Annotated in this window: 18 protein-coding genes; 6 read left to right on the forward strand and 12 right to left on the reverse strand. The window is 68.6% G+C overall.

Going from position 1 to position 18744, the window contains the following annotated elements; genetic code table 11:
- Positions 1-98 precede the first annotated feature (98 nt).
- From OG598_RS04800 to OG598_RS04815, 4 genes are all read right to left on the reverse strand, one after another.
- A complete protein-coding gene (locus tag OG598_RS04800) occupies positions 99-2984 on the reverse strand; it encodes a glycosyl hydrolase family 95 catalytic domain-containing protein (RefSeq protein WP_328653203.1) in 2886 nt (961 codons plus the stop codon).
- Between the two features lie 790 nt (positions 2985-3774).
- Positions 3775-4398, reverse strand: coding sequence for an FAD-dependent monooxygenase (locus OG598_RS04805; protein ID WP_328653204.1), 624 nt, complete (start codon positions 4396-4398; stop codon positions 3775-3777).
- Positions 4388-4648, reverse strand: a complete 261-nt coding sequence (locus tag OG598_RS04810; RefSeq protein WP_328653205.1) for an FAD-dependent monooxygenase — start codon at positions 4646-4648, stop codon at positions 4388-4390. The genes OG598_RS04805 and OG598_RS04810 overlap by 11 nt, the downstream gene beginning before the upstream one ends.
- Positions 4645-5277 carry a CatB-related O-acetyltransferase gene (locus tag OG598_RS04815; protein ID WP_442931457.1) on the reverse strand — a complete coding sequence of 211 codons (633 nt, stop codon included), beginning with the start codon at positions 5275-5277 and terminating at the stop codon, positions 4645-4647. The genes OG598_RS04810 and OG598_RS04815 overlap by 4 nt, the downstream gene beginning before the upstream one ends.
- Positions 5278-5382: 105 nt before the next feature.
- On the opposite strand from OG598_RS04815, the gene OG598_RS04820 reads away from it, so the two are divergent.
- Complete coding sequence (locus OG598_RS04820) at positions 5383-5961, forward strand: TetR/AcrR family transcriptional regulator (RefSeq protein ID WP_328653206.1); 579 nt, start codon at positions 5383-5385, stop codon at positions 5959-5961.
- 219 nt (positions 5962-6180) lie between these two features.
- Here the strand turns inward: OG598_RS04820 and OG598_RS04825 are convergent, their stop codons facing one another.
- The 3 genes from OG598_RS04825 to OG598_RS04835 form a co-directional block, all read right to left on the reverse strand.
- The gene (locus OG598_RS04825; RefSeq protein WP_328653207.1) at positions 6181-7008 is read right to left on the reverse strand and encodes a phosphotransferase family protein; all 828 of its coding nucleotides are present in this window, start codon (positions 7006-7008) and stop codon (positions 6181-6183) included.
- Between the two features lie 128 nt (positions 7009-7136).
- Positions 7137-8510 (reverse strand): serine hydrolase domain-containing protein, encoded by a 1374-nt coding sequence (locus tag OG598_RS04830; protein WP_328653208.1) that lies wholly within the window; start codon positions 8508-8510, stop codon positions 7137-7139.
- A gap of 192 nt (positions 8511-8702) precedes the next feature.
- Positions 8703-9410, reverse strand: coding sequence for a class I SAM-dependent methyltransferase (locus OG598_RS04835; protein WP_328653209.1), 708 nt, complete (start codon positions 9408-9410; stop codon positions 8703-8705).
- 22 nt (positions 9411-9432) lie between these two features.
- On the opposite strand from OG598_RS04835, the gene OG598_RS04840 reads away from it, so the two are divergent.
- The 3 genes from OG598_RS04840 to OG598_RS04850 all read left to right on the forward strand — a co-directional run bounded on the left by OG598_RS04840 (position 9433) and on the right by OG598_RS04850 (position 12446).
- A complete protein-coding gene (locus tag OG598_RS04840) occupies positions 9433-10071 on the forward strand; it encodes a TetR/AcrR family transcriptional regulator (protein ID WP_328653210.1) in 639 nt (212 codons plus the stop codon).
- A 616-nt stretch (positions 10072-10687) separates the two neighbouring features.
- Positions 10688-11050, forward strand: a complete 363-nt coding sequence (locus OG598_RS04845) for a hypothetical protein (protein ID WP_328653211.1) — start codon at positions 10688-10690, stop codon at positions 11048-11050.
- A gap of 532 nt (positions 11051-11582) precedes the next feature.
- Positions 11583-12446 (forward strand): alpha/beta fold hydrolase, encoded by an 864-nt coding sequence (locus OG598_RS04850; RefSeq protein WP_328653212.1) that lies wholly within the window; start codon positions 11583-11585, stop codon positions 12444-12446.
- A gap of 293 nt (positions 12447-12739) precedes the next feature.
- Here OG598_RS04850 and OG598_RS04855 read toward each other — a convergent pair whose 3' ends face one another.
- From OG598_RS04855 to OG598_RS04875, 5 genes are all read right to left on the reverse strand, one after another.
- Positions 12740-13282, reverse strand: a complete 543-nt coding sequence (locus OG598_RS04855) for a hypothetical protein (protein ID WP_328653213.1) — start codon at positions 13280-13282, stop codon at positions 12740-12742.
- An 83-nt stretch (positions 13283-13365) separates the two neighbouring features.
- Positions 13366-13656 (reverse strand): DsbA family protein, encoded by a 291-nt coding sequence (locus OG598_RS04860; protein ID WP_328653214.1) that lies wholly within the window; start codon positions 13654-13656, stop codon positions 13366-13368.
- A gap of 5 nt (positions 13657-13661) precedes the next feature.
- A complete protein-coding gene (locus OG598_RS04865; RefSeq protein WP_328653215.1) occupies positions 13662-14576 on the reverse strand; it encodes an NADP-dependent oxidoreductase in 915 nt (304 codons plus the stop codon).
- A 166-nt stretch (positions 14577-14742) separates the two neighbouring features.
- Entirely contained in the window at positions 14743-15666 is a 924-nt protein-coding gene (locus OG598_RS04870; protein ID WP_328653216.1) for an AEC family transporter, read from the reverse strand.
- 97 nt (positions 15667-15763) lie between these two features.
- Complete coding sequence (locus tag OG598_RS04875) at positions 15764-16144, reverse strand: winged helix-turn-helix transcriptional regulator (RefSeq protein ID WP_328653217.1); 381 nt, start codon at positions 16142-16144, stop codon at positions 15764-15766.
- Positions 16145-16228: 84 nt separating this feature from the next.
- On the opposite strand from OG598_RS04875, the gene OG598_RS04880 reads away from it, so the two are divergent.
- Positions 16229-17146 carry an NAD(P)-dependent oxidoreductase gene (locus OG598_RS04880; RefSeq protein ID WP_328653218.1) on the forward strand — a complete coding sequence of 306 codons (918 nt, stop codon included), beginning with the start codon at positions 16229-16231 and terminating at the stop codon, positions 17144-17146.
- A 305-nt stretch (positions 17147-17451) separates the two neighbouring features.
- Positions 17452-18651, forward strand: coding sequence for a low temperature requirement protein A (locus OG598_RS04885; RefSeq protein WP_328653219.1), 1200 nt, complete (start codon positions 17452-17454; stop codon positions 18649-18651).
- Positions 18652-18744: the final 93 nt, after the last annotated feature.

Raw genomic sequence — 18744 nt, forward strand, 5'->3', positions numbered from 1 at the left:
GTGACCGAGGCCCAACCGGCGTGGCGGCGCCTGGCGTGGCACAGGTACTGGCGGCCATCGCCCGGAGCCGCTGCGACCGGTGCCTCTGACCTCCTGTCTCAGGCATCAAGGATCTGCCACTCCTGGCTGATCTCGCCGCTGACCGCTTGCTGGACCGCCCTGGCGCCGTCTGCGGTGGAGCCGCCTTCGACCCCGACACACCAGCCATTACTCACGTTGACGAACCGGTAGTACCCGCTGGTCGTCGCGGGGACGAGCTTCCACCACTGGTTACGTCCGCCGTTGTCGGCCCATTGAACGAGTGCCGCGCCCTGGCCCGAGCCACCTGGACTGTCCAGGACCTTCCCGCTTTTGACACCGGCCACCCGGAATGAGCCATCGGTGTTGGGCAGCAGCCGCCACTGCTGGTTGGCCGCGCCAGTCCACGGCCACTGGACGACAGTTGCCCCGTCCGTGGTGGAGCCGCCGTTGACGTCCAGCACCTTGGCGCTGCGCCGGTTGACCAGTCGAACGACGCCGCCGGTGGCCGGCAGAGCTACGACAACCTGTATCTGTTGCCCGGCCGTCAACGAGATCACCCGGGCATGCGGGCCGAGCGGCGAGGGGGTGACTGTCGCGGACGTGGTGATGGATGCGATCCCGCGCCGGCTGAGGAGGGTGATCGCCTGGGTGATCGTCGAGGTGAGTGCCACGGTTACCGAGCGACCAGGAAGATCCCAGGAGAGGCTGTGAATGCGGACCTGGTTGCGTCCGCGGACGCCGGTGATGGTGCCCCTGGCGAGCTGGCCGGGCACGGCGGGCAGCAGCTCGATGACGCCGGGCCTGGTGTACACAAGCGCTTCGCTGAGCACTGCCGGCAGCGTGTGGGCCGCATCGGCGTTGTAGGTCTCCAGATTCGGGTTGTGTGCCGTCATCAGCGACCGAAAGATCATGTTGTTGCCGATGATCTTCCGGAGGTTGCTGTAGACGCCGGCGGCGTCCTTCAGCCGGGCGGATGCGAGGGCTCGATGCAGGCTGCCGTGCGCCGAGGTGTTCTCGTCACCGCGCAGCGCCAGGGCCCTGAGCGCGGCGGTGACCAGACCGGGTGCCTCCTCGGGATTGATCTCGTGCAGGGGCCACGCGCCGTACAGGTGATGGACGTGCCGATGGTTGTAGCGATCCGTGAGTCCCGGCCAGGACCATTCGGCGAGGGCGCCGCTGCCGTTGACCGTGTAGGGCGGGAGCTTCGCCAGCAGGGCCGTCCAGCGTGCGACCCCTTGGCCGGCGCCCTGCTCGACACCGAGCGCGTTGGCAGCCTCGACGGCCGCCCGCAGGGCGTGTCTGCCGGCCTGGATGTCGCCGGTGGCGTTGATCGCCAGCAGAACGTTCGTGCTGGCCGGCGAGTTCTCCATCGAGAACGACGGCACGAACACCGCACGGCCGGCCGAGTCGGTGCGGGTCAGGAAGTCCTCGTAGAACAGCGCTAGCTCCATCAGTGCCGGTCCCAGCTTCTCAGCCAGGAACGTCCGGTCCCCGGTGACCTGGTAGTACTCCAGCAGCGGGTAGAGCAACCAGTCCGCGCCACCGGTCCAGCACTGGCCGGGGAAGCCGGGGTCGAAGTGCAGCATGTACCCGTACTCGCCGTCGGTTCGCGACGGGGCCAGGAAGCCGCGGGCGCCGTACAGGTTGCGGGCGTTGGTGCGCCAGTGCGCGAGCTGGCCGAGGATCAGGTTGAAATAGCCCTGCATGGCATCCGTGAGGTCGAGAATGTTGCCGCCGGCGACCTGCAGGTTGATGTTGGCATCGGTGGTGAAATCGTCGGCCCAGGCGCCATTCCAAGTGCCGGCCCAGATTCCGGTCAACCGCGGCGGCAGTACGCCGCTGGAGCTGATGAACAGGTAACGGCCGCTGTCGTAGAGCCGTTCCAGCAGGGCCACATCGATGGTGTTGCGGTTGGCGTTCTGCCGGGCGATCAGTTCGGTGGTCGACAGCTGCCGGTCGACGGCGGAGACGTTCAGGTCCAGGCGGGAGCGGTCGTACATCGCCGAGTGCAGGGCCACATGCCGGGTCCGCAGCTCGGCATAGTCGGCGCGCACCGCGGCCAGCGCCGCGTGCAACGGCCTGCTGTCCCAGGCCGTCGGTGACTCGTATCGATCGAGTTTGGTCAGCAGGAGGAGCCTGGTTGCCGCGGTGACGACGATGCTCGACCCGTTCGCGGCTACCGTGCCACCGGTGGCGACGACCCGGGTGACGCCCTCGAAGCCGAACGCGCCCTGCCCGGACGGGTAGGTGCCTCGCAGGTTCAGGTAGCCGGAACCGTCAATGACGCTGGCCAGGGTGGTGAAACGGACCGAACCTGGGACACCGGCGAGGGAAGTGTTGGCGCTCAGCGTCGCGTCGATCGATCGGCCGGATGCCGGGGTCAGTTCGTGTACGACGACGTTGTCGGCTCGGGAGGCGAAGGCGCGGCGGGTCCAGGTGCCGTTGCTGTCGGTCCAGGTGGAGGTGACCTCCCCGGTCCGGAAGTCGGTGATGCGGGCGTACCCGTTGGCGGTGGTCATGCCGGGCGTGCTGATCTGCAACTCGAAGCCGGGGTGGTAGGTCTGGGTCCAGCGCAGGCTCCAGCCGGCCGCGAAGTCCGTGTTGGCTCCGGCGTAGTTCCCGGCCAGCGCCTTGTCTCGTACGCCGGCCAGCCGCCCTGAGATTGCTGGCGGGGTCACGCCCCGGCTGCCGTTGGGCATCACGAAGCGGTGGTGATTGAAGATCACCTTCTCGAGGGTCGGCGTTCCGTACAGGACGGCGCCGTACTCGCCGTTGCCGATGAGGAAGCCGTCCGTCCAGGTTGTCGCCGCCGTCGCGTCGTAGATCCCGCGCTCGGGCAGCGTGACCTGAGGCGCAACGGCGGCGGCCCGTCCGGCGCCCACGGCCGGGATCAGGGCCGCCGAGCCGGCGGTCAGCGCGGCGGTGGCGAGCAGGCGCCTACGGCTCACGGGTAGGTCCGTCATCAGAAGTTCCTCTCGACACCGAGGCTGAAGGTTGTGCGTCAGATCGTCCGGCGCCCGCAGCCCGTCGGGTCTGGGCTACGGACAGCGGTTCTGCATCTTCGAATCGATTCGGCAAGAAGCAGGCGGTCACCGGCGGTCGACTTGTCGACCACCTCTGGCGCTGGTCAGGCAGGCACGAGTTGCCACTGTTGGTCGGTTCCGCTGTTGGCGGTCCACTGCACGACCTGCGCGCCGTCCCTGGTCGCTTACGGTAGGCGAATCGATTCGACGGTCGGTCAGCGTCGTCGGCCACCCGGGAGGGTGAACACGGCCGACACGTAGATGTGATTAACCGGCAACACGGGCGCCGAGTCAAGGATTTGGGCCCATCTATCTTTCACCGAAGCTTAAAATTCTATCAATCTCGACAAAAGCCGCAGTAAAGGTAGGATGAAAGGCCCCGTCGGTATCACGGTTGACCCTGCAGAAAATCTCTTGGTCGGCTGACCTCGAACGAGCCGCCGTAAAGCGGACCGGGATAACGGCAGAGATCATCGAAGCGGATGGAGCATCGCCGCGGTATGGCTCGGAGACGACGATTGCCTGGACGTCGACGGGGTGCTGCTGACAGGAGGCCTGGTGACACGACGATGGTGAGGCGTGGTCGCGCTGGCCACCATGAGTCTCGCGACCTGCCTCATTACCCCGGCAGCCTGCCTGCCTGGTTGCGACGGAGTTCGTCAGCTCCACCAAGACGGTCGTAACCGGCGTGACGTGGCCGCCGATCGGCGGGTCGGCTGTCTGCTAAGGATCAATCAGCCGCTCGACGAATGCCGGCACCGGCGACGAGCGCACCCATCCGGCGCAACGGCTCCTCGTCGGCGAGCAGTTCCTGGAAGAGCTGCCGCAGTGCTTCGGCGGCCTCGTCGTGCCCGCGCCGCAGCGCCACCTGAGCCCGGGTGTGCAGCATGGTGCGGGCGCCGGCGAGGTGGCGTTCGCCGTGGTAGGTGTCCAGCAGGCCGGCCGGTGCCCCGCCGTGCAGATCGGCGGCCAGCTTCCAGGCCAGATTGACGGCGTCGAGCAGGCCGGCGTTGAGCGCCACCCCGGCGGCGGGAAACAGGTGGGCCGCGTCACCGGCCAGCAGGATCCGCCCCTGCCGGTAGCTGTCGGCCTGTCGGGCCTTGAAGGTGAACCGGGACAGCCGTGTCGCCTCGCGTACCGGTAGCCGCACCCCGAGCACGCGGTGGACGCTGTTCTGCAGTTCGGACACGGTCACCGCGGCATCGTCCTGGCTCAACCCGATCACCTGGTGCCCGCGGCGGATGTCGGCTCCGAGCTCACAGGCGTGTTCGTCGAGCAGCTTTTCGAGTTGCTGCTGTGGAAGCGGCAGGGCGTGCAGCGGCGGATCGGTCAGCCGGGTGAAGTCACGATGCACCCCTCCGAACGGGAAGCGGGAAGCGGGGAGCCGGGGCCGGGCCGGTGCAGGCTGCCTCGAAGCGGTCGAGCAGCCCTCGGTAGCGCAGCAACTCCAGGATCTGCCCGCCGAGACCGCCGGCCTTCGGGGTGTCCCGTCGCCCTGGTTGCCGTTCCAGGACCAGCGGCCGGACACCGGCAAGGCGCAGCTCGGCGGCCAGCAGGAGACCGGTCGGGCCGGCACCCACAATGATCACTTCGGTGTGCTTCATGCGCACCTGTCCAGGTCGTCGATGCTGCCGGACATGATCGTGCGGACGTGTTCGGTGATGCGTTCGAGCGGCCAGTCCCACCAGGCCACGGCGAGGAGCCGGTCGATGTCGGCGTCGCTGTAGCGGCGGCGTAGCAGCCGGGCCGGGTTGCCGCCGACGATGCCGTAGTCGGGGACGTCGTCGACCACGACGGCGCCCGACGCGATGATTGCTCCGTGGCCGATATGGACACCCGGCATCACCATGGCTCGGTAGCCCAGCCAGACGTCGTTGCCCACGACGGTGTCGCCTCGCCCCGGCAGACCGGTGATGAGGTCGAAGTGCTCGGCCCAGGAACCACCCATGATCGGAAAGGGGAACGTCGAGGGGCCGTCGAGGCGGTGGTTTGCGCCGTTCATTATGAACCGCACGCCTTCGCCCAGTGCACAGAACTTCCCGATGACGAGCTTCTCGGGCCCGTAGTGGTAGAGCACGTTGCGAGTCTCGAACGCGGTCGGATCATCCGGGTCGTCGTAGTAGGAGAACTCTCCGGCTTCGATCAGTGGCGAGGTGATCAGCGGTTTCAGCAGCACCACCCGCGGTTGGTCCGGCATCGGGTGCAGCACGGTGGGGTCGGCGGGAACGGGCATCGCAGTCTCTCCTCGCGGGATCGGCACGGGCCGTGCCGATAAGATCATGCCGGGGAGGCCTCTCCGAGTCAAGTACGGCACGTGCCGTACCGTTAAGATGTCGGAATGACCGACGGACCCCGCCGCCGTGGCGCCGAGCGAACCGATGCCATCATGCTGGCCACGCTGGAGCTGGGCCGGGAGATCGGCTACGCCAGGCTGAGCATCGAAGCGGTAGCGGCCCGCGCCGGCGTCGGAAAGCACACGATCTACCGCCGCTGGCCATCCAAGGGAGCCTTGCTGCTCGACTCGCTGCTGTCGCTGAATGAGCCCAGCCTGGACTATCCCGACACCGGCGACATCGCCGCTGACCTGCGGGCGCAGATCTACGCGGCCGTGGACCTGCTCGGTGGGCCGCCCTTCGGGCCGCTGTTCCAGGCCTTGGTAGGTGAGGCCCAGCATGATCGCCAGATCGCCGTCACGCTGAACGAGCGCTTTATCGCCCCGCAGGCGGACAAGACCGTCGCCCGGCTCAAGGCGGCCCGCGATCAGGGTCAGGTGGCACCCGACTTCGACCTGGAACTGGCGATGGCGATCCTGTCTGGGCCGCTGTACTTCCAGCTGCTGATCACTCAGGAACCGCTGACCCACGAGTATGTGGACCGGGTCCTCGGCGCACTCTTCGCCGGGCTGCGGCCTTCCTGATCCGCGCTGGTCAGGCGGTCGGGTCGCCGTTGAGGGCGGTGGCCTGCGTGTATGGGCGGTGGCGCCGATCGTCCCGGCGCTGCGGGCGATCTCGCGCGCCAGCATCCGCGCCCCGGCCTCGTCCCCGGTGTCCCGGCCAGCACGCCGAGCGGCAACTGCTATGACAGCTGAGCGGGACGGGATAGCCGGATGTCCTGTCGATAACGTGAGTCGGCGAACCTAGCCAGACTGAGCCGTTGCCTTTCGGAGTTCGCTCAGCCACTCGATCCCGAGCCGGTGGCCGTTGGGGAGCTGATCATCGCGATCCCAGCGCCACACGGTGATCATCGCCAGCATGAGGGTCCGGCAGTCTCGCAGCAGCTGGTGATCGATGCCCGGGTAGTGGTCTGCGACCTCGTCGGGTGCGTAAGCCAGGTCGAACTCGATCGGCCCGCGGCAGCACGTCTCGAAGTCGATGAAAAGGGGGCCGGTCCGGGTCGAGAGCAGGTTGCCCGGATGGGGTTCGCCGTGCAGGAGCTGCTCGGGCCGGCCGCTCTCGCTGACCGCTCGGCGCATGCGGTCCAACGTGCCGGCGAGGAAGACCCGCTCCGCGTCAGCCAGTTTCGGCGTTCGGGCGTGGTCGGCCACTAGCGTCCGGGCCTCAGCGACCCGGTCCGTAAAGTGCGGGGAGGGCAGGTCGACCCTGCGCATTCCGGCGTGCAGACATTCGAGCGCGCCAGCGTAGTCGGCGTTGGGGATCGGTTGAGAAGTGATTGGTTCGTAGTAGGCCCACAGGGTGACCGCGTAGTCGCCCCGGACAAACACCTCGGGCGCTTGCAGCGCGGCCACCGGACTTCCGACCTCGGCCAACCGCTGAGCGACATCTACTTCAAACTGGGCGCACTGGCTCGCCATCGGCGCCACCCGGGCCAGCACGTCGCAGGGCTGCAGACGCAGGGTGAGCTTGTTCGAGTTGTGCAGGACCATGGCGTCATGGGCGGTCAGGCCAAACAATGAGGCGCTCGACATGGCTGCCTGCGTTGCCCGCCGAGCCTCGTACTCCTGCATCGCAGCACCGTAGCTCGGCGCTCGTGGCGCAGCAGCCGCATTTCGTCTGCCTCGCGCCAGGAGACTCTCCGTACGCCTCCGGCGAGGACCTCATGTACCCGCATGGCGAGATCAGTGCGTTCGTGAGGTCAGCCGGCCCGCCAACCGGCCGGGTCGATACCGCCGGGCACTGGCGCCGCAGGATCGTAGGGCTGCCGGGTGAAGATGAAGGTGCCAAGATCGAGGTGGCTGACGGCGCCAGCCGCGTCGCGTTGCACCCGCAGCCGTTCGCCGGCGAAGTAGCCGTTGATCCCCTCCCAGCCGCCGTCGCCGGTGGGGCGCAGCCGGGTGCCGCGCCCGCCGGAGAGCGGGGTCAACTCCACGAAGCCATCAGCCTGTGGGCGCAGCACATAAGGGGCCGGCCCCCAGTACCACGGGCCGGCGAGATCCAGTAGCTGTGAATCCACTGAGGGCAGCGGTCGCCACGGCGCAGGGATCCGCGGCTCCCGCTCGGCGACCGTCTGTAGTAGATCAGCGGCGAGAGTACCGGCGGACAGGCCGGCGGTCGCGTTTCCCATAACGATCGCGCCCAGAGCGTCATCGGGGCTGACCCACACGGTCGCGACGAAGCCCGGCATCGAGCCGGTGTGCCCGGACAACAGCCGGCCGTCGCGGCGCAGCAGCTGCATGCCGAGCCCGTAACCGCTGTCTGAGTCCGTCGCCTCCGGTGGGCTCGTCGGGTTGCGCATCTGGGCGACGGTGTCCGGATGGAGCACCCGGTCGTCGCCGTCGATGAGGAACGCGGCGAACCTGGCCAGGTCCGTTGCGGTCGACCACAGCTGTCCGGCAGGCGCCATCAGGCCGCTGTCCACGGCGGGCTCCGCAAGGAGTACATCGGCCCAGGGATGCACCGCCCAGCCCGTGGCATGCGGCGCGACCGGCAGCAGGGTGGTGCGGGTCATCGCGAGCGGCTCCAGCACCTCGCGCCGTAGCACCTCGCCCCACGCCTGGCCCCGAACCCGCTGCACCAGCGCGCCGAGCAGCGCATAGCCGGGGTTGGAGTAGTGGTGGCGCTGTCCGGGCGGATGCACCTGCGGATCGCCGCCCAGCACGTCGGCCAGGTCAGGTCGCAGCGTGCCCGGGGTTCGTTCCCACCATGGGCCGGGCGCCTCAGCGATCAGCCCGGCGGTGTGCGTCAGCAGCGCACCCACCGTGGCCTGGCCCGCCGCTGTGTCGGGAAGGTGGTCTGCCAGCGGGTCGGTGAGCGCGAGCCGCCCCTCGTCGCGCAGGCGCAGCACCAGCACCGCCAGGAAGGTCTTGGTGATCGAGCCGATCCGGTATTGGAGGTTGCCATCCGGCACCCTGCCATCCACCTCGCCCCATCCGTCCATCCACACAGGACGGCCATCGCGCACCACGGCAGCGACGACCGAAGGCGCCCGACCCGCTACCTGACCAGTGGCCAGCCGGTGGACCAGCGCACGTCGGGTCTCGGGTAGCAGCTGCGTCGGGATCGGTGACATGCGGGCAAACCTACCGGTGCCCGCACTTCCCGGTAACGATCTGACGCGTCTGGATCTGCCGCTGATAATGCGTGACGTCCCTGAGGGCGGCCAGTGATGGCCGGGGCCGTGGGAGCAGGCCGGGCACGCCGGGCGTCGGCGTGAGCCGAGGCTGCTGGGACCAGCAACTGCAGAACCCGCGACCGGAGATCGCTAGGCGTCGCGGCGCAGCGTGAACCAGAAGGTCGGCACCGAGTTGGTGCCCGGTGTGACGTCGATGAGTGCCCAGCCGGGGAACCTGGCGCGGAGCTCGTCGGCGGTGACGCCCGCCGCCCACGACGTGACTTCGGGGATCGGATTGCCGAGCGGCTCGGGGCCGTACCCGAACATCAGCAACCGTGCTCCGGGAGCGGCGCGGTGGGTGAGCCCGGCGGCGTAGGCGTCGCGGCGGTGTAGCGGGATCCCGCAGTAGCAGCTCAGGTCGAAGAACAGGTCGAAGGGGCCCGGCAGGTCCAGTTCGTCGAGGCGGGTGGCGTCTCCGTGCAGCAGCCGTACCGCCACTCCCGCCGCCGCGGCCTTCTCCCTGGCCTGGTCGACGGCGCGATCGATCAGGTCGACGGCCGCCACCTCCCAGCCGTGCCGTGCGAGGTAGGTGGCGTTGGTCCCCGTGCCGCAGCCGAGTTCGAGGGCGCGGCCGGGCGGCAGTGCGCCGTGCCCCTCTACCAGGTCGACCAGCTCGGGCGGCGTCACGCCGGTGTCCCACGGCGGCTTGCCGGTGCGGTAGTAGCCCTCCAGTGCGCGCTGGACGGACTCCTCCTCCGGGTCTCGCTGCGTCGAGGCCAGGTCCGGTTGCGGCTTCTGGGTGGCGATGGGCTGGTCCACGGTCTCCTCCAAGAATTTAGAGTTTGACTCTAGTGACATGCTCTAAAGATAGGCTCGCAATATGGACAAGGTCAAGCGGCCGGACAAGCGAGCCGAGCGTTCACGCCGCACCCGCGAAAAGGTCATCGAGGCGGCACGAGAGCTGTTCGTAGCGCAGGGTTACGGGGCGACGAGCCTGCAGGAGGTCGCGGACCGTGCGGGCGTAGCCGTCCAGACGGTCTACTTCGTCTTTCGCAACAAGCGCACGCTGTTCAAGGACGTCGTCGACACGTCCATCGCCGGGGATACTGAGCCGGTTGCCACCATGGATCGTGAATGGTTCCGCGCCGCGTGCGCCGAGCCCACCGCGGCCGGGCAATTGCGCGGGCACGTCCACGGCACCCGCGAGATCCTGGGCCGGGTCGCCCCGATCATGCCGCTGATCGCGGCTGCCGCAGCCACCGACCCTGAGATCGCCGCACAGTGGCCGGACGGCCCAGATCCGCGCTACACGGTGCAGTACGCAGCGGCCGAAGCCTTGGCCGGCAAGCCCGACATCCGTCCCGGCCTCTCCACCGAGATGGCGGCGGACCTGCTGTTCGGCCTGCTCAGCCCGCAGCTCTACCTGATCTTCGTCCGCGACCGCGAGTGGTCACCGGACACGTGGGAAGAATGGGCCCGCACCGCCTTGACCTCTCAACTCTGCGCCGACCCCGGCTAGCGGGACGGACATCACGATCGTCATCCAGCCCGGCGCGGTGATCTGCCTCGTCGGCGTCGCCGTGATCATGTGCACGCGGCGCCTGCTGTGGCCGTTGCGGCGCAGCTAGGCGGCGCCGTGGTTGTACTGGCCTTGCACGCGTCGTTGACAGACGGCGCGGTAGGCGGTGTACGGGCTTCGGCGCGCTCGTGGTCGGCTGGTTCGGTGGTAAGGGCTGCGTTGGTCCAGGTGTGGGCGATGGCGTTGGTGGGGGAGCGGGCGGGTGTGTTCGACGGGTCCTCGGTCCCATCCCATACCCGTCGGTCTGTTTGGTGGGGCGCCCGCTACAGGCTTAGGCAGCCGATAACACCTCGTGCTGCCTCAGCCGGACAGGTTCAGACTGGCCTGCGCTGCGCGCGGCTCTTCGCCGTCACCCGGGCCGCGATCACGGTGGGCGGGGACGTTCGGCGCCTCGGGCCGCCTCGGTCATCGTCACTCGCGGCCGGCGCGCAGATCTCGATGTTGATGACGGTGGGACCGGCGCTGTCCGTCGCGGCCCGATGCCTACGAGAAGTAGGGGTAGAGCGCATCTATCGATATGTGTTGGACTGGGAGTCACCTTTGTGGAGGGATACCGATGACCACGCGACGAATGAGTGCTCGGCTGGCAGGTGTCGCGCTGCTCGCGGCGGCGGTGACCTACGTTGTGCCGGCGACACCGGCGTCGGCGGCCTGTGGGCAGGGCTGGTCGGACCGGAGTAGCCGCACAGCCGTGGTGACGGCGAACGGCGTCCGCTACCGTACCGGGCCGCACACGTCCTGCACCGCCTATGGCCAGGTGAATCGCGGCGTGACGGCATACCTGGACTGCGCCACGCGCGGCGACACGGTCAACGGCATCGCCGTCTGGTGGCACGTGCGCTTCAGCACCGGTGGGTCCGGCTTCATCAGCGGGGCGTACCTCAACCCGTGGGTCCAGTACACCACCGAGAACTGCTGATCGGCCGATCGGCCGTGACCAGGGCTCGCACTCGCGACGAACGACCTAGTTCCGGTCGATCGACGATTCGGCGTGGGTCCGATCTTCGCGGCCCGGTAGGTTCTCGCCGCACATAGTGCTTCGTTAGGTCGGCGGGTCGTCGTCCGTCCCGCGAACGGCCCAGGGTCAGGCGGGCGCGGGCCGGAGACGTGCTCACGTCATCTGCCCCAGTGCCATGCTGTCAGCGACGGGCCAGCCCTTGGCTCCTGGTCGCTCGTGACTCCGTGTCAGGTGTCGGCCGATGGGGTGGGTGCTTCCTCCGGTAGCAGTCCGACGGCCTTCGCCGCACCCCTACCGCCGCATGCACCCCTTCGACGTCGGTGGGGTGCGCCACCGTCAGAGCAACCCCGCCCTGACCAGGCACTTCAAGCTGGTGAACTCTTCGGCGAATCCGAAGGCGTCAGCGTTGGCACCCCGGCGGAGGCAGTAGTGCGACGCCGCACATGCCGATGAGTAGATGTTTTTCTTGGCGGGGCCTGGATACTTTCGGCGCATGTTTGACGGTTTCGAGGACGAGCGGGTCGATGTCGGGGAGGTGGAGCTCCGGGTCCGGTATGCGGGGCACGGGCCTCCGGTCCTCCTCATCCACGGACATCCGCGTACGGGGTCGACGTGGCATCGCGTCGCGCCGCAGCTGGTTGATCGCGGGTTCACCGTCGTCTGTCCCGACATGCGCGGCTATGGGCAGTCCGGCAAGGCGCAGATCCTCCCGGATCACTCGCAGCAGTCCAAGCGGGTGGTTGCGGCGGACCTGGTCCAGCTGATGGAGAAACTGGGCCACCCGACGTTCGCGACGGTCGGACATGACCGTGGGTCGTACGTGGCGTTGCGCCTGGCGCTTGATCATCCCGACGCGGTCGGTCATCTAGTGGTCATCGACGGTGTTCCCATCAGTGAGGCTCTTGCCAGGTGCGATGCGAAGTTCGCCCATGACTGGTACCACTGGTTCTTCTTTGCTCAGCCGGACAAGCCAGAGCGAGCCATCGCCGCCGACCCCGATGCTTGGTACGCCAGTAAGGCCCGGCCCGAGAGCATGGGAGCCGCGAATTACCAGGAGTTCCGGCAGGCCATCCACGACGCGGCCACCGTCCGGGCCATGCTGGAGGACTACCGGGCGGGCCTCGGCGTTGACCGAGCGCACGAGGAAGCCGACCGGCGTGACGGTCGTACTGTTCGCTGCCCAACTCTCGTGCTGTGGTCGACCCGGGACGACATGGAAGACCTGTACGGCGACCCGCTAGCCGTCTGGCGCCCGTGGGCCCCCGATCTACGCGGGCACCCGATCGAGTCCGGCCACCACGTCGCCGAGGAGAACCCCGACGACCTGACCGCAGCCCTGCACTACTTCTTGTCCTGAGCCTCCCGCCCCACACGGCACCACCCGAGCCTTCTCCAGGGCACACTTCCCGCGGTGTCGAGCTGGTCGAGAAGCGGTCCAGGTGTCGACCTCGACATTGCGCCAGGCTGCCGGCAGGGCGTCGCGCACGAGCGCGCCCCTGGCCGTGGCCTCGACGGTTGGTTGCTTGGTCTCTGGCTATCGTGATTGCGCCGCTGCGATCCACGGATGCCCAGGGACCAGGGCGTCTTCTAGCTTCCGTGGGTCGATGCTCAGGACCAAGACGGCCCACTCGTCCGGCCCGGCCGCCCGGGTCAGCTCCTCCAGGCGAGGGGCGCAATCCCACCGCAGGCACCGATCGTGTGCGCGGCAGCGGCCTGGACCTGCGGGGACGGATCGGACAACGCTGCGGTGGCCGTGGCCAGCAACGCCGGCACGATGTGCCGGCAGCCGAGTACGGCTCGGACGTAGAGGGCGCTCTGCAGCCGCTCGTCCTCCCAGATTCCCTCCTCGTCGCCATCGCGGAGCACCTGGGCCAGAGCGGCGTCCACGTCGAAGTCCGGTACGGACAGGTCCCTGTCCGTGATGCTGCCCGCCTCGGCCACCGCGGCCAGGAAGTTGAGCAGTTCGGCACGCAGGCCCGGATCGGTCACCCGCGGGTCGGCGAGCAGCGCGGCCACATCGAGGGCGGCCGGCGGGGTCGCCGTCCACGGCGTTCCCTGATGGATGATCGCCGACCACAGATGCTCGATCGCCTTCGCGCGGGCCGACGGGTCGTCGCCGGCGAGCGCTGCCAGGTGGCCGGGGGTGTCCACGGCGAGGCCGTAGGCGTGCAGCAGAGCGGCGTACTCGGTCACGCCTGAAAAATACCCGGTCGGCGCCGAGGCACACCGTATTGCAGTGCACGCGGCATCCCGCTCGTGCCGGTGAGCGGAAGCCGTTAGCGAAGCGGAATGCGCGATGCTGGTGGACGGCCATTGACGCGCAGGTCGCTGCCGAGCCGCCCGATCAGGGCCAGCCGCCCGGGCAACTGGTCCGGCGAGGTCCATGAGGCCATCGCCTCGGCGGCGGTCGGACCAGGGCTCCGCCCCTCGTCCGGTGACAGCTGATAGCTGCGCCACCGCAGCTGAACCTCGTCCCGGCCGGGAAAATCCGCCAGGACCCGCTGTAACCGGTGCTTGCCGATGTAGCACCACGGGCACAGCACGTCGTAGAAGACTTCGATCAACACGCCGCTCACCCCCGGAGCAGGACGGCGGTCTTGCCGCGGGCGTGGCCGGTGTCGATCCGGCGGTGTGCGTCGGCGATCCGGTTCAGCGGGAAGGTCTCCGACACGGTCAGTGTCAGTTGGCCTGTGCGGTACAGGCCGGTGATCGCCTGTAGCCGCTGGGCTGAGCGCTGGCTGCGCAGCGGGCGTACGCCGAGCTTGTCCGCCCGGGCGAAGTCCACGAGTGTGCCGATCCGGTCCCGGTCGGCGACCAGCTCGAGGCAGGCGTCCAAGGCCGCGCCGCCGGCAGCGTCCAGGGCCACGTCGACACCGCCCGGTGCCAAGGCTCGCACCCGGTCGATCACTCCGTCGCCATAGCTGGTCGGTGTGGCGCCCAGCGATCGCAGGTAGTCCTGGTTCGCCGGGCTGGCCGTGCCGATCACCGTCGCACCCGCAGCCAGGGCCAGTTGCACCGCGACGGTTCCGACGCCGCCGGCGGCGCCATGGATCAGCAGGGTGTCGCCGGCGCTGACCTTCAGCTCTTCCAGCGCGGTGTGCGCGGTCTGCGCCGACGCCGACAGGGTGCCCGCCTGCGGCCAGGACATTCCAGCCGGCTTGGCCACGACCTGCCCGGTGGGGACGACGACGTACTCGGCGCAGCTGGCGAGCAGGGCCCAGCCGAGCACGTCGTCGCCTGTCCGGAAGTCGGTGACGCCGGTGCCGGTCTGGTCGACGACACCGGCGAAGTCGTTGCCGACGATCTGCGGGAACCCCACAGTCTGACCCGGCGGCGTCCAGCCGGACCGTACCGCCGAGTCGTACGCCTGCACGCCTGCGGCCTCGACTCGGACCCGAACCTCTCCCGGCCCAGCCACGGGCGTGGCCACCTCGATAACCTCCAGGACTTCCGGCCCACCGAAGGTATGGAACGCCGCTGCCCTCATGGATCTCCTCTCGCGTGGCATTCCAGCGCCGGCCCCCACCTGGCCGGGAACGTCAGTGCCCAGCCTGCAAGCTCAAGCGCGGTTGAGGTCAAGCTCCCCACGGGACGACCGGGTCACGGCAGACAGTCGTGCTCGACCGGACCGGTTGAGCAGCTCGCCGTCCTACCTACCCGAGCAGCGCCGCCGCCGCGGCCAGGGTGGCCAGCGACAGTGTCGTTGTCGCTACCACCGCCCGGTTGGCCACCGCCTCGCCGACGCCGTACTCCTGGCTGTAGATGAACGTGTTCTGCGCTGTCGGCAGGCCTGCGCACACCACCACGGCGAGCAACTGCGGCGCGGACAGGTGCAAGGCCAGCCCGGCCGCGTACGCGATGACCGGCTGTGCGACGAGCTTCAGCGCGGTGATCACGGCCAGCTCGGCCAGCACGGCCGGCTCGGCCCGCGACGGCGCCGTGCGGTGCATCGACGCGCCTAGCGCGACCAGGGCGGCCGGAACCGCGGCGCCCGACAGCAGGGTGAGCGACGCGCCGACCGTCGACGGCAGTTGCAGGCCGGCAGCCGAGCACGCGACACCGAGCAGCGACGCCAGGATCACAGGGTTGCGTACCGGCAGGGAGGCGATACGGCGGACCCGTACCCGCCCGGCCGGGTCGCTGTGCCGGTCCAGGGCGACCAGGATCACGGGCGTCACCACCAGCACCTGCAGCAGCACCACCTCCGCCAGGAACGACACGTTGCCGAGAACCTGCGTTGCGATCGGGATACCGAGGTTCGCCGAGTTTACGTACCCGGCGGCCATGCCCCAGATCGGCCGTTCGCCGGGCTCGCGACCGAACAGCCAGCTCGCACCGACCCACCCGAACCCGACGACCGCGGCCGTGCTCACCCCAAAGGCGAGCAGCGAGCGGCCGGCGAACCCGGAGAGCGGCGTCCGGGACAGGGCTAGGAACAGGGCGGACGGCATCGCAAGATGGAACACGAACCTGCCGAGCACGGACGCCACCGCGTCGCCCAACACGCCCCAACGACAGGCCGCGTAGCCGACCGCGGTAAGGATCCAGATCGGTGCGAACGCCGACACCAGGCTCATACGGGCGTCACCGGTGGGCGGCGTCTGACGGCGAGATGCTGCCTGTTATCGCGAAGGCTGCTGCCCTTGCTCAACGCCCGCAGATCGGACCCCCTGGTCAGCGCAGGGCCGCGCGGTCTTCGGAAGCCGCGTCGACCATCTCGGCGGTCTCGCGACGGATCCGCTCGCTCCCCCAGGCGCCGAGCGGCCCGAGCGCCTGGTTGAGCGTGCGCCCGTGCTCGGTCAAAGAGTATTCCACCCGCGGCGGCACCTCGGCGTGGACCTTCCGGTGCACCAGGCCGTCCTCCTCGAGCTCGCGCAAATGCTGAGTCAGCATCTTCTCGCTCACTCCGGGCAGACCCCGACGCAGCTGCGCGAAACGGCGTACGCCATGGGCCTCGAGTTCCCAGAGGATCAGGCCCTTCCACTTGCCGCTCACCACGTCGAGCGCCGCGTCGATGCCGCAGATGTAAGGCCCGCGTCGGGATGACTTGGCCATTTCTGACCCCCTTACTGAAAGGTAAGTACCGCAGAACTTAGTGGGTACTTACGAGAATAGTGACGCGTCGCCGAGCATGGAGAGGTGAACAACCAACAGCACAACAGCGCCGTCACCGTGATCGGGCTCGGCCCGATGGGCCAGGCGATCACCCGCACCCTCCTCGCCGCCGGCCACCCCGTCACGGTCTGGAACCGCACCACCGGCCGGGCCGAGGGCGTCGTCGCCGACGGCGCGACGCTCGCGGCGATACCCGCCGAGGCGGTCGAGGCGAGCAACCTCGTCATCCTCAGCCTTACCGACTACCAAGCGATGTACGACATCCTCGGCCCGGCTACCGCGTCTCTCGCCGGCCGGACGTTGGTCAACCTGAGCTCCGACACCCCCGACCGCAGCCGCGAGGCGGCATCCTGGGCGGCGGCCCACGACGCGGCCTTCCTCACCGGCGGCGTCATGGTCCCAGCGCCGATGGTCGGCACCGACGCGGCCTACGTCTACTACAGCGGCCCCGGCGAGGTGCTGGACGGCAGCCGAGAGGCGCTGGCCCAGCTCGGCGCGCCGAACCACCTGGGCGAGGACCCGGGTCTCGCCCAGATGATGTATCAAGCCCAGCTCGCCGTATTCCTCGGCACTCTGTCCGCGTTGATGCACGCCACCGCGATGCTGGGTGCAACGGGAATGACGGCCACGGAGGCAATGCCGGAGCTGCTCGCCTCGGCCGAGTCGATCGGCGCCATTCTCCGCGCCGGCGAGGAGACCCCCGGCGCCGCGCTGGACGCTGGAGAACACCCCGGCGATCTCAGCACGGTCACCATGATGGGCGCGACCGCCGACCACATCGTCGAGACCAGCACGACACTGGGCCTCGACCTCGCGCTTCCCCTGGCCGTGCGAGCACATTATCGGCATGCGATCGAGAACGGGTACGGCGGCGACAACTGGACCCGCATCATCGACAGCATCCGGGAGCCACGGGACAAGCCGAGTCGTCTCATCAGCTGACCTGCGGGACCGGGCCTTGCCGTCGTTCGTCGTACGCGGGGCGGGCGGCGGCGACGTCGGGATCCGGCGATCCTCGCCCAGCACCTCACCAGCTATCTGAAGGGCTGATGGAAGCCGCGTAGCACGTCGGTCAGCCAGCCGTCGGCTTTCGGGAGAGGACGGTGCTGGGCGCGGTGCCGGCACTCGTCGGCCGTCAGGCTATTAGTCATCGCGAGTGCGTCTTATCCGTGGGTGACGCGGCAACGTGGTACGACTGCTTCAGCGATTAGCCGACGGAGCGGGCGGGCCGGGTGACGAGGAATAGAGTGGCCAATCTGCTGCGCAGGCGCGAGAGTCCGCAGCGGCCTACCTTCCTGGAACTTTTCTTCGATCTCGTCTACGTCTTCGCGCTCACCCGGATTGTGCACGAGTTGGTGTTGGACTACACCAGGGGTCACGTCGCGGAGCGGTTGACCACCTCCCTTGCGGAGAACGGCGAGACTCTGCTGCTGCTGTTGGCCCTTTGGTGGATCTGGACCCAGACGGCATGGGTGACCAGCAGATTCGATCCGTTCCAGCCGCCGATCCAGTTCGTTGTCGTTGCGACGATGTACGGGAGCCTGCTCCTGGCGGTCGCGATTTCGGGGGCTCTTGCCGAGACTGGCCTGCTCTTCGCGAGCACCTATGTCGCGATTCAGGTGGGCCGCACCCTCTTCTTCGTAGGCATCGTGCGCGGCCATAATCTTCGCCGCGTCAATATGTTGGCGCTCATCTGGTTCGGCGCGTCGGCCGTACCGTGGCTCGCCGGAGCCTTTGCTCCTGAGGTGATCCGCAATTCGCTGTGGACCGTGGCCCTGGCAATCGACTACCTGGGGGCCAGACTCGGCTGGCCGGTACCGGGGCTGGGTCGCTCGCGGGTGTCCCCGTGGGCCGTCGCGGGCGAGCACTTGGCCGAACGCTACTGGCAGCTGGTCATCGTCGCGCTTGGCGAGACGATCCTGACCTCCGGATCGAGTCTTCTCCGCGGTCCGATCGTGGCTGAACGAATGATGGCCCTTACCTTGTCGTTCCTCACCACGGTGTTGCTGTGGCGGATCTACTTCTATCGGGCCGGGCAAATCCTGGGCGAGGCCATCGCGGCATCCGCCGACCCCGGCCGGCTCGGTCGGTTGGCCGAGTTCGCACACCTGCTCATGGTGTCCGGCATCATCGCCAGCTCAGCCGGCTCCGAACTCGTCCTCATAGATCCATCCGGAGACGCCAAGCCCGCCTGGGTCGGAGCCATCCTCGGAGGGCCTGCGCTCTACCTCGCCGGACGCTCAGTATTCGAGTACGTGGCCTTCGCCCGGGTGTCCTGGCCGCGGCCGATCGGAATCCTCGTCCTTGCGACGATGGCACCGATCATGGTCGGCCTACCACCCCTCTGGGTCGCTGCGGCAGCAGTCGCGGTCCTGCTCGGCGTTGCCGTCACTGACACGACCCGAGCCCACGGCCGTCCACTGGAGGAGGCCTCGCCGCCCCGCTGACGTCTACCCGGCATCCCACCAAACAAAGTCGATTCGCCGGGGACATTCAGATCGTCCTGCCCTCAAGGTCGTCTGGGGACGCGGTTGGGGTTC

This window comes from Micromonospora sp. NBC_00330 (assembly GCF_036136635.1).
Taxonomy (GTDB): Bacteria; Actinomycetota; Actinomycetes; order Mycobacteriales; family Micromonosporaceae; genus Micromonospora; species Micromonospora salmantinae.

Bases quoted from the DNA above. Each gene is read 5' to 3' on its own strand.
- OG598_RS04875 (WP_328653217.1), bottom strand. From the start codon at position 16,144: ATGGCCAAGTCATCCCGACGCGGGCCTTACATCTGCGGCATCGACGCG.
- OG598_RS04850 (WP_328653212.1), top strand. From the start codon at position 11,583: ATGTTTGACGGTTTCGAGGACGAGCGGGTCGATGTCGGGGAGGTGGAG.
- OG598_RS04840 (WP_328653210.1), top strand. From the start codon at position 9,433: ATGGACAAGGTCAAGCGGCCGGACAAGCGAGCCGAGCGTTCACGCCGC.
- OG598_RS04820 (WP_328653206.1), top strand. From the start codon at position 5,383: ATGACCGACGGACCCCGCCGCCGTGGCGCCGAGCGAACCGATGCCATC.
- OG598_RS04870 (WP_328653216.1), bottom strand. From the start codon at position 15,666: ATGAGCCTGGTGTCGGCGTTCGCACCGATCTGGATCCTTACCGCGGTC.
- OG598_RS04845 (WP_328653211.1), top strand. From the start codon at position 10,688: ATGACCACGCGACGAATGAGTGCTCGGCTGGCAGGTGTCGCGCTGCTC.
- OG598_RS04825 (WP_328653207.1), bottom strand. From the start codon at position 7,008: ATGCAGGAGTACGAGGCTCGGCGGGCAACGCAGGCAGCCATGTCGAGC.
- OG598_RS04830 (WP_328653208.1), bottom strand. From the start codon at position 8,510: ATGTCACCGATCCCGACGCAGCTGCTACCCGAGACCCGACGTGCGCTG.
- OG598_RS04810 (WP_328653205.1), bottom strand. From the start codon at position 4,648: ATGAAGCACACCGAAGTGATCATTGTGGGTGCCGGCCCGACCGGTCTC.
- OG598_RS04835 (WP_328653209.1), bottom strand. From the start codon at position 9,410: ATGTCACTAGAGTCAAACTCTAAATTCTTGGAGGAGACCGTGGACCAG.
- OG598_RS04815 (WP_442931457.1), bottom strand. From the start codon at position 5,277: ATGCCCGTTCCCGCCGACCCCACCGTGCTGCACCCGATGCCGGACCAA.
- OG598_RS04865 (WP_328653215.1), bottom strand. From the start codon at position 14,576: ATGAGGGCAGCGGCGTTCCATACCTTCGGTGGGCCGGAAGTCCTGGAG.
- OG598_RS04800 (WP_328653203.1), bottom strand. From the start codon at position 2,984: ATGACGGACCTACCCGTGAGCCGTAGGCGCCTGCTCGCCACCGCCGCG.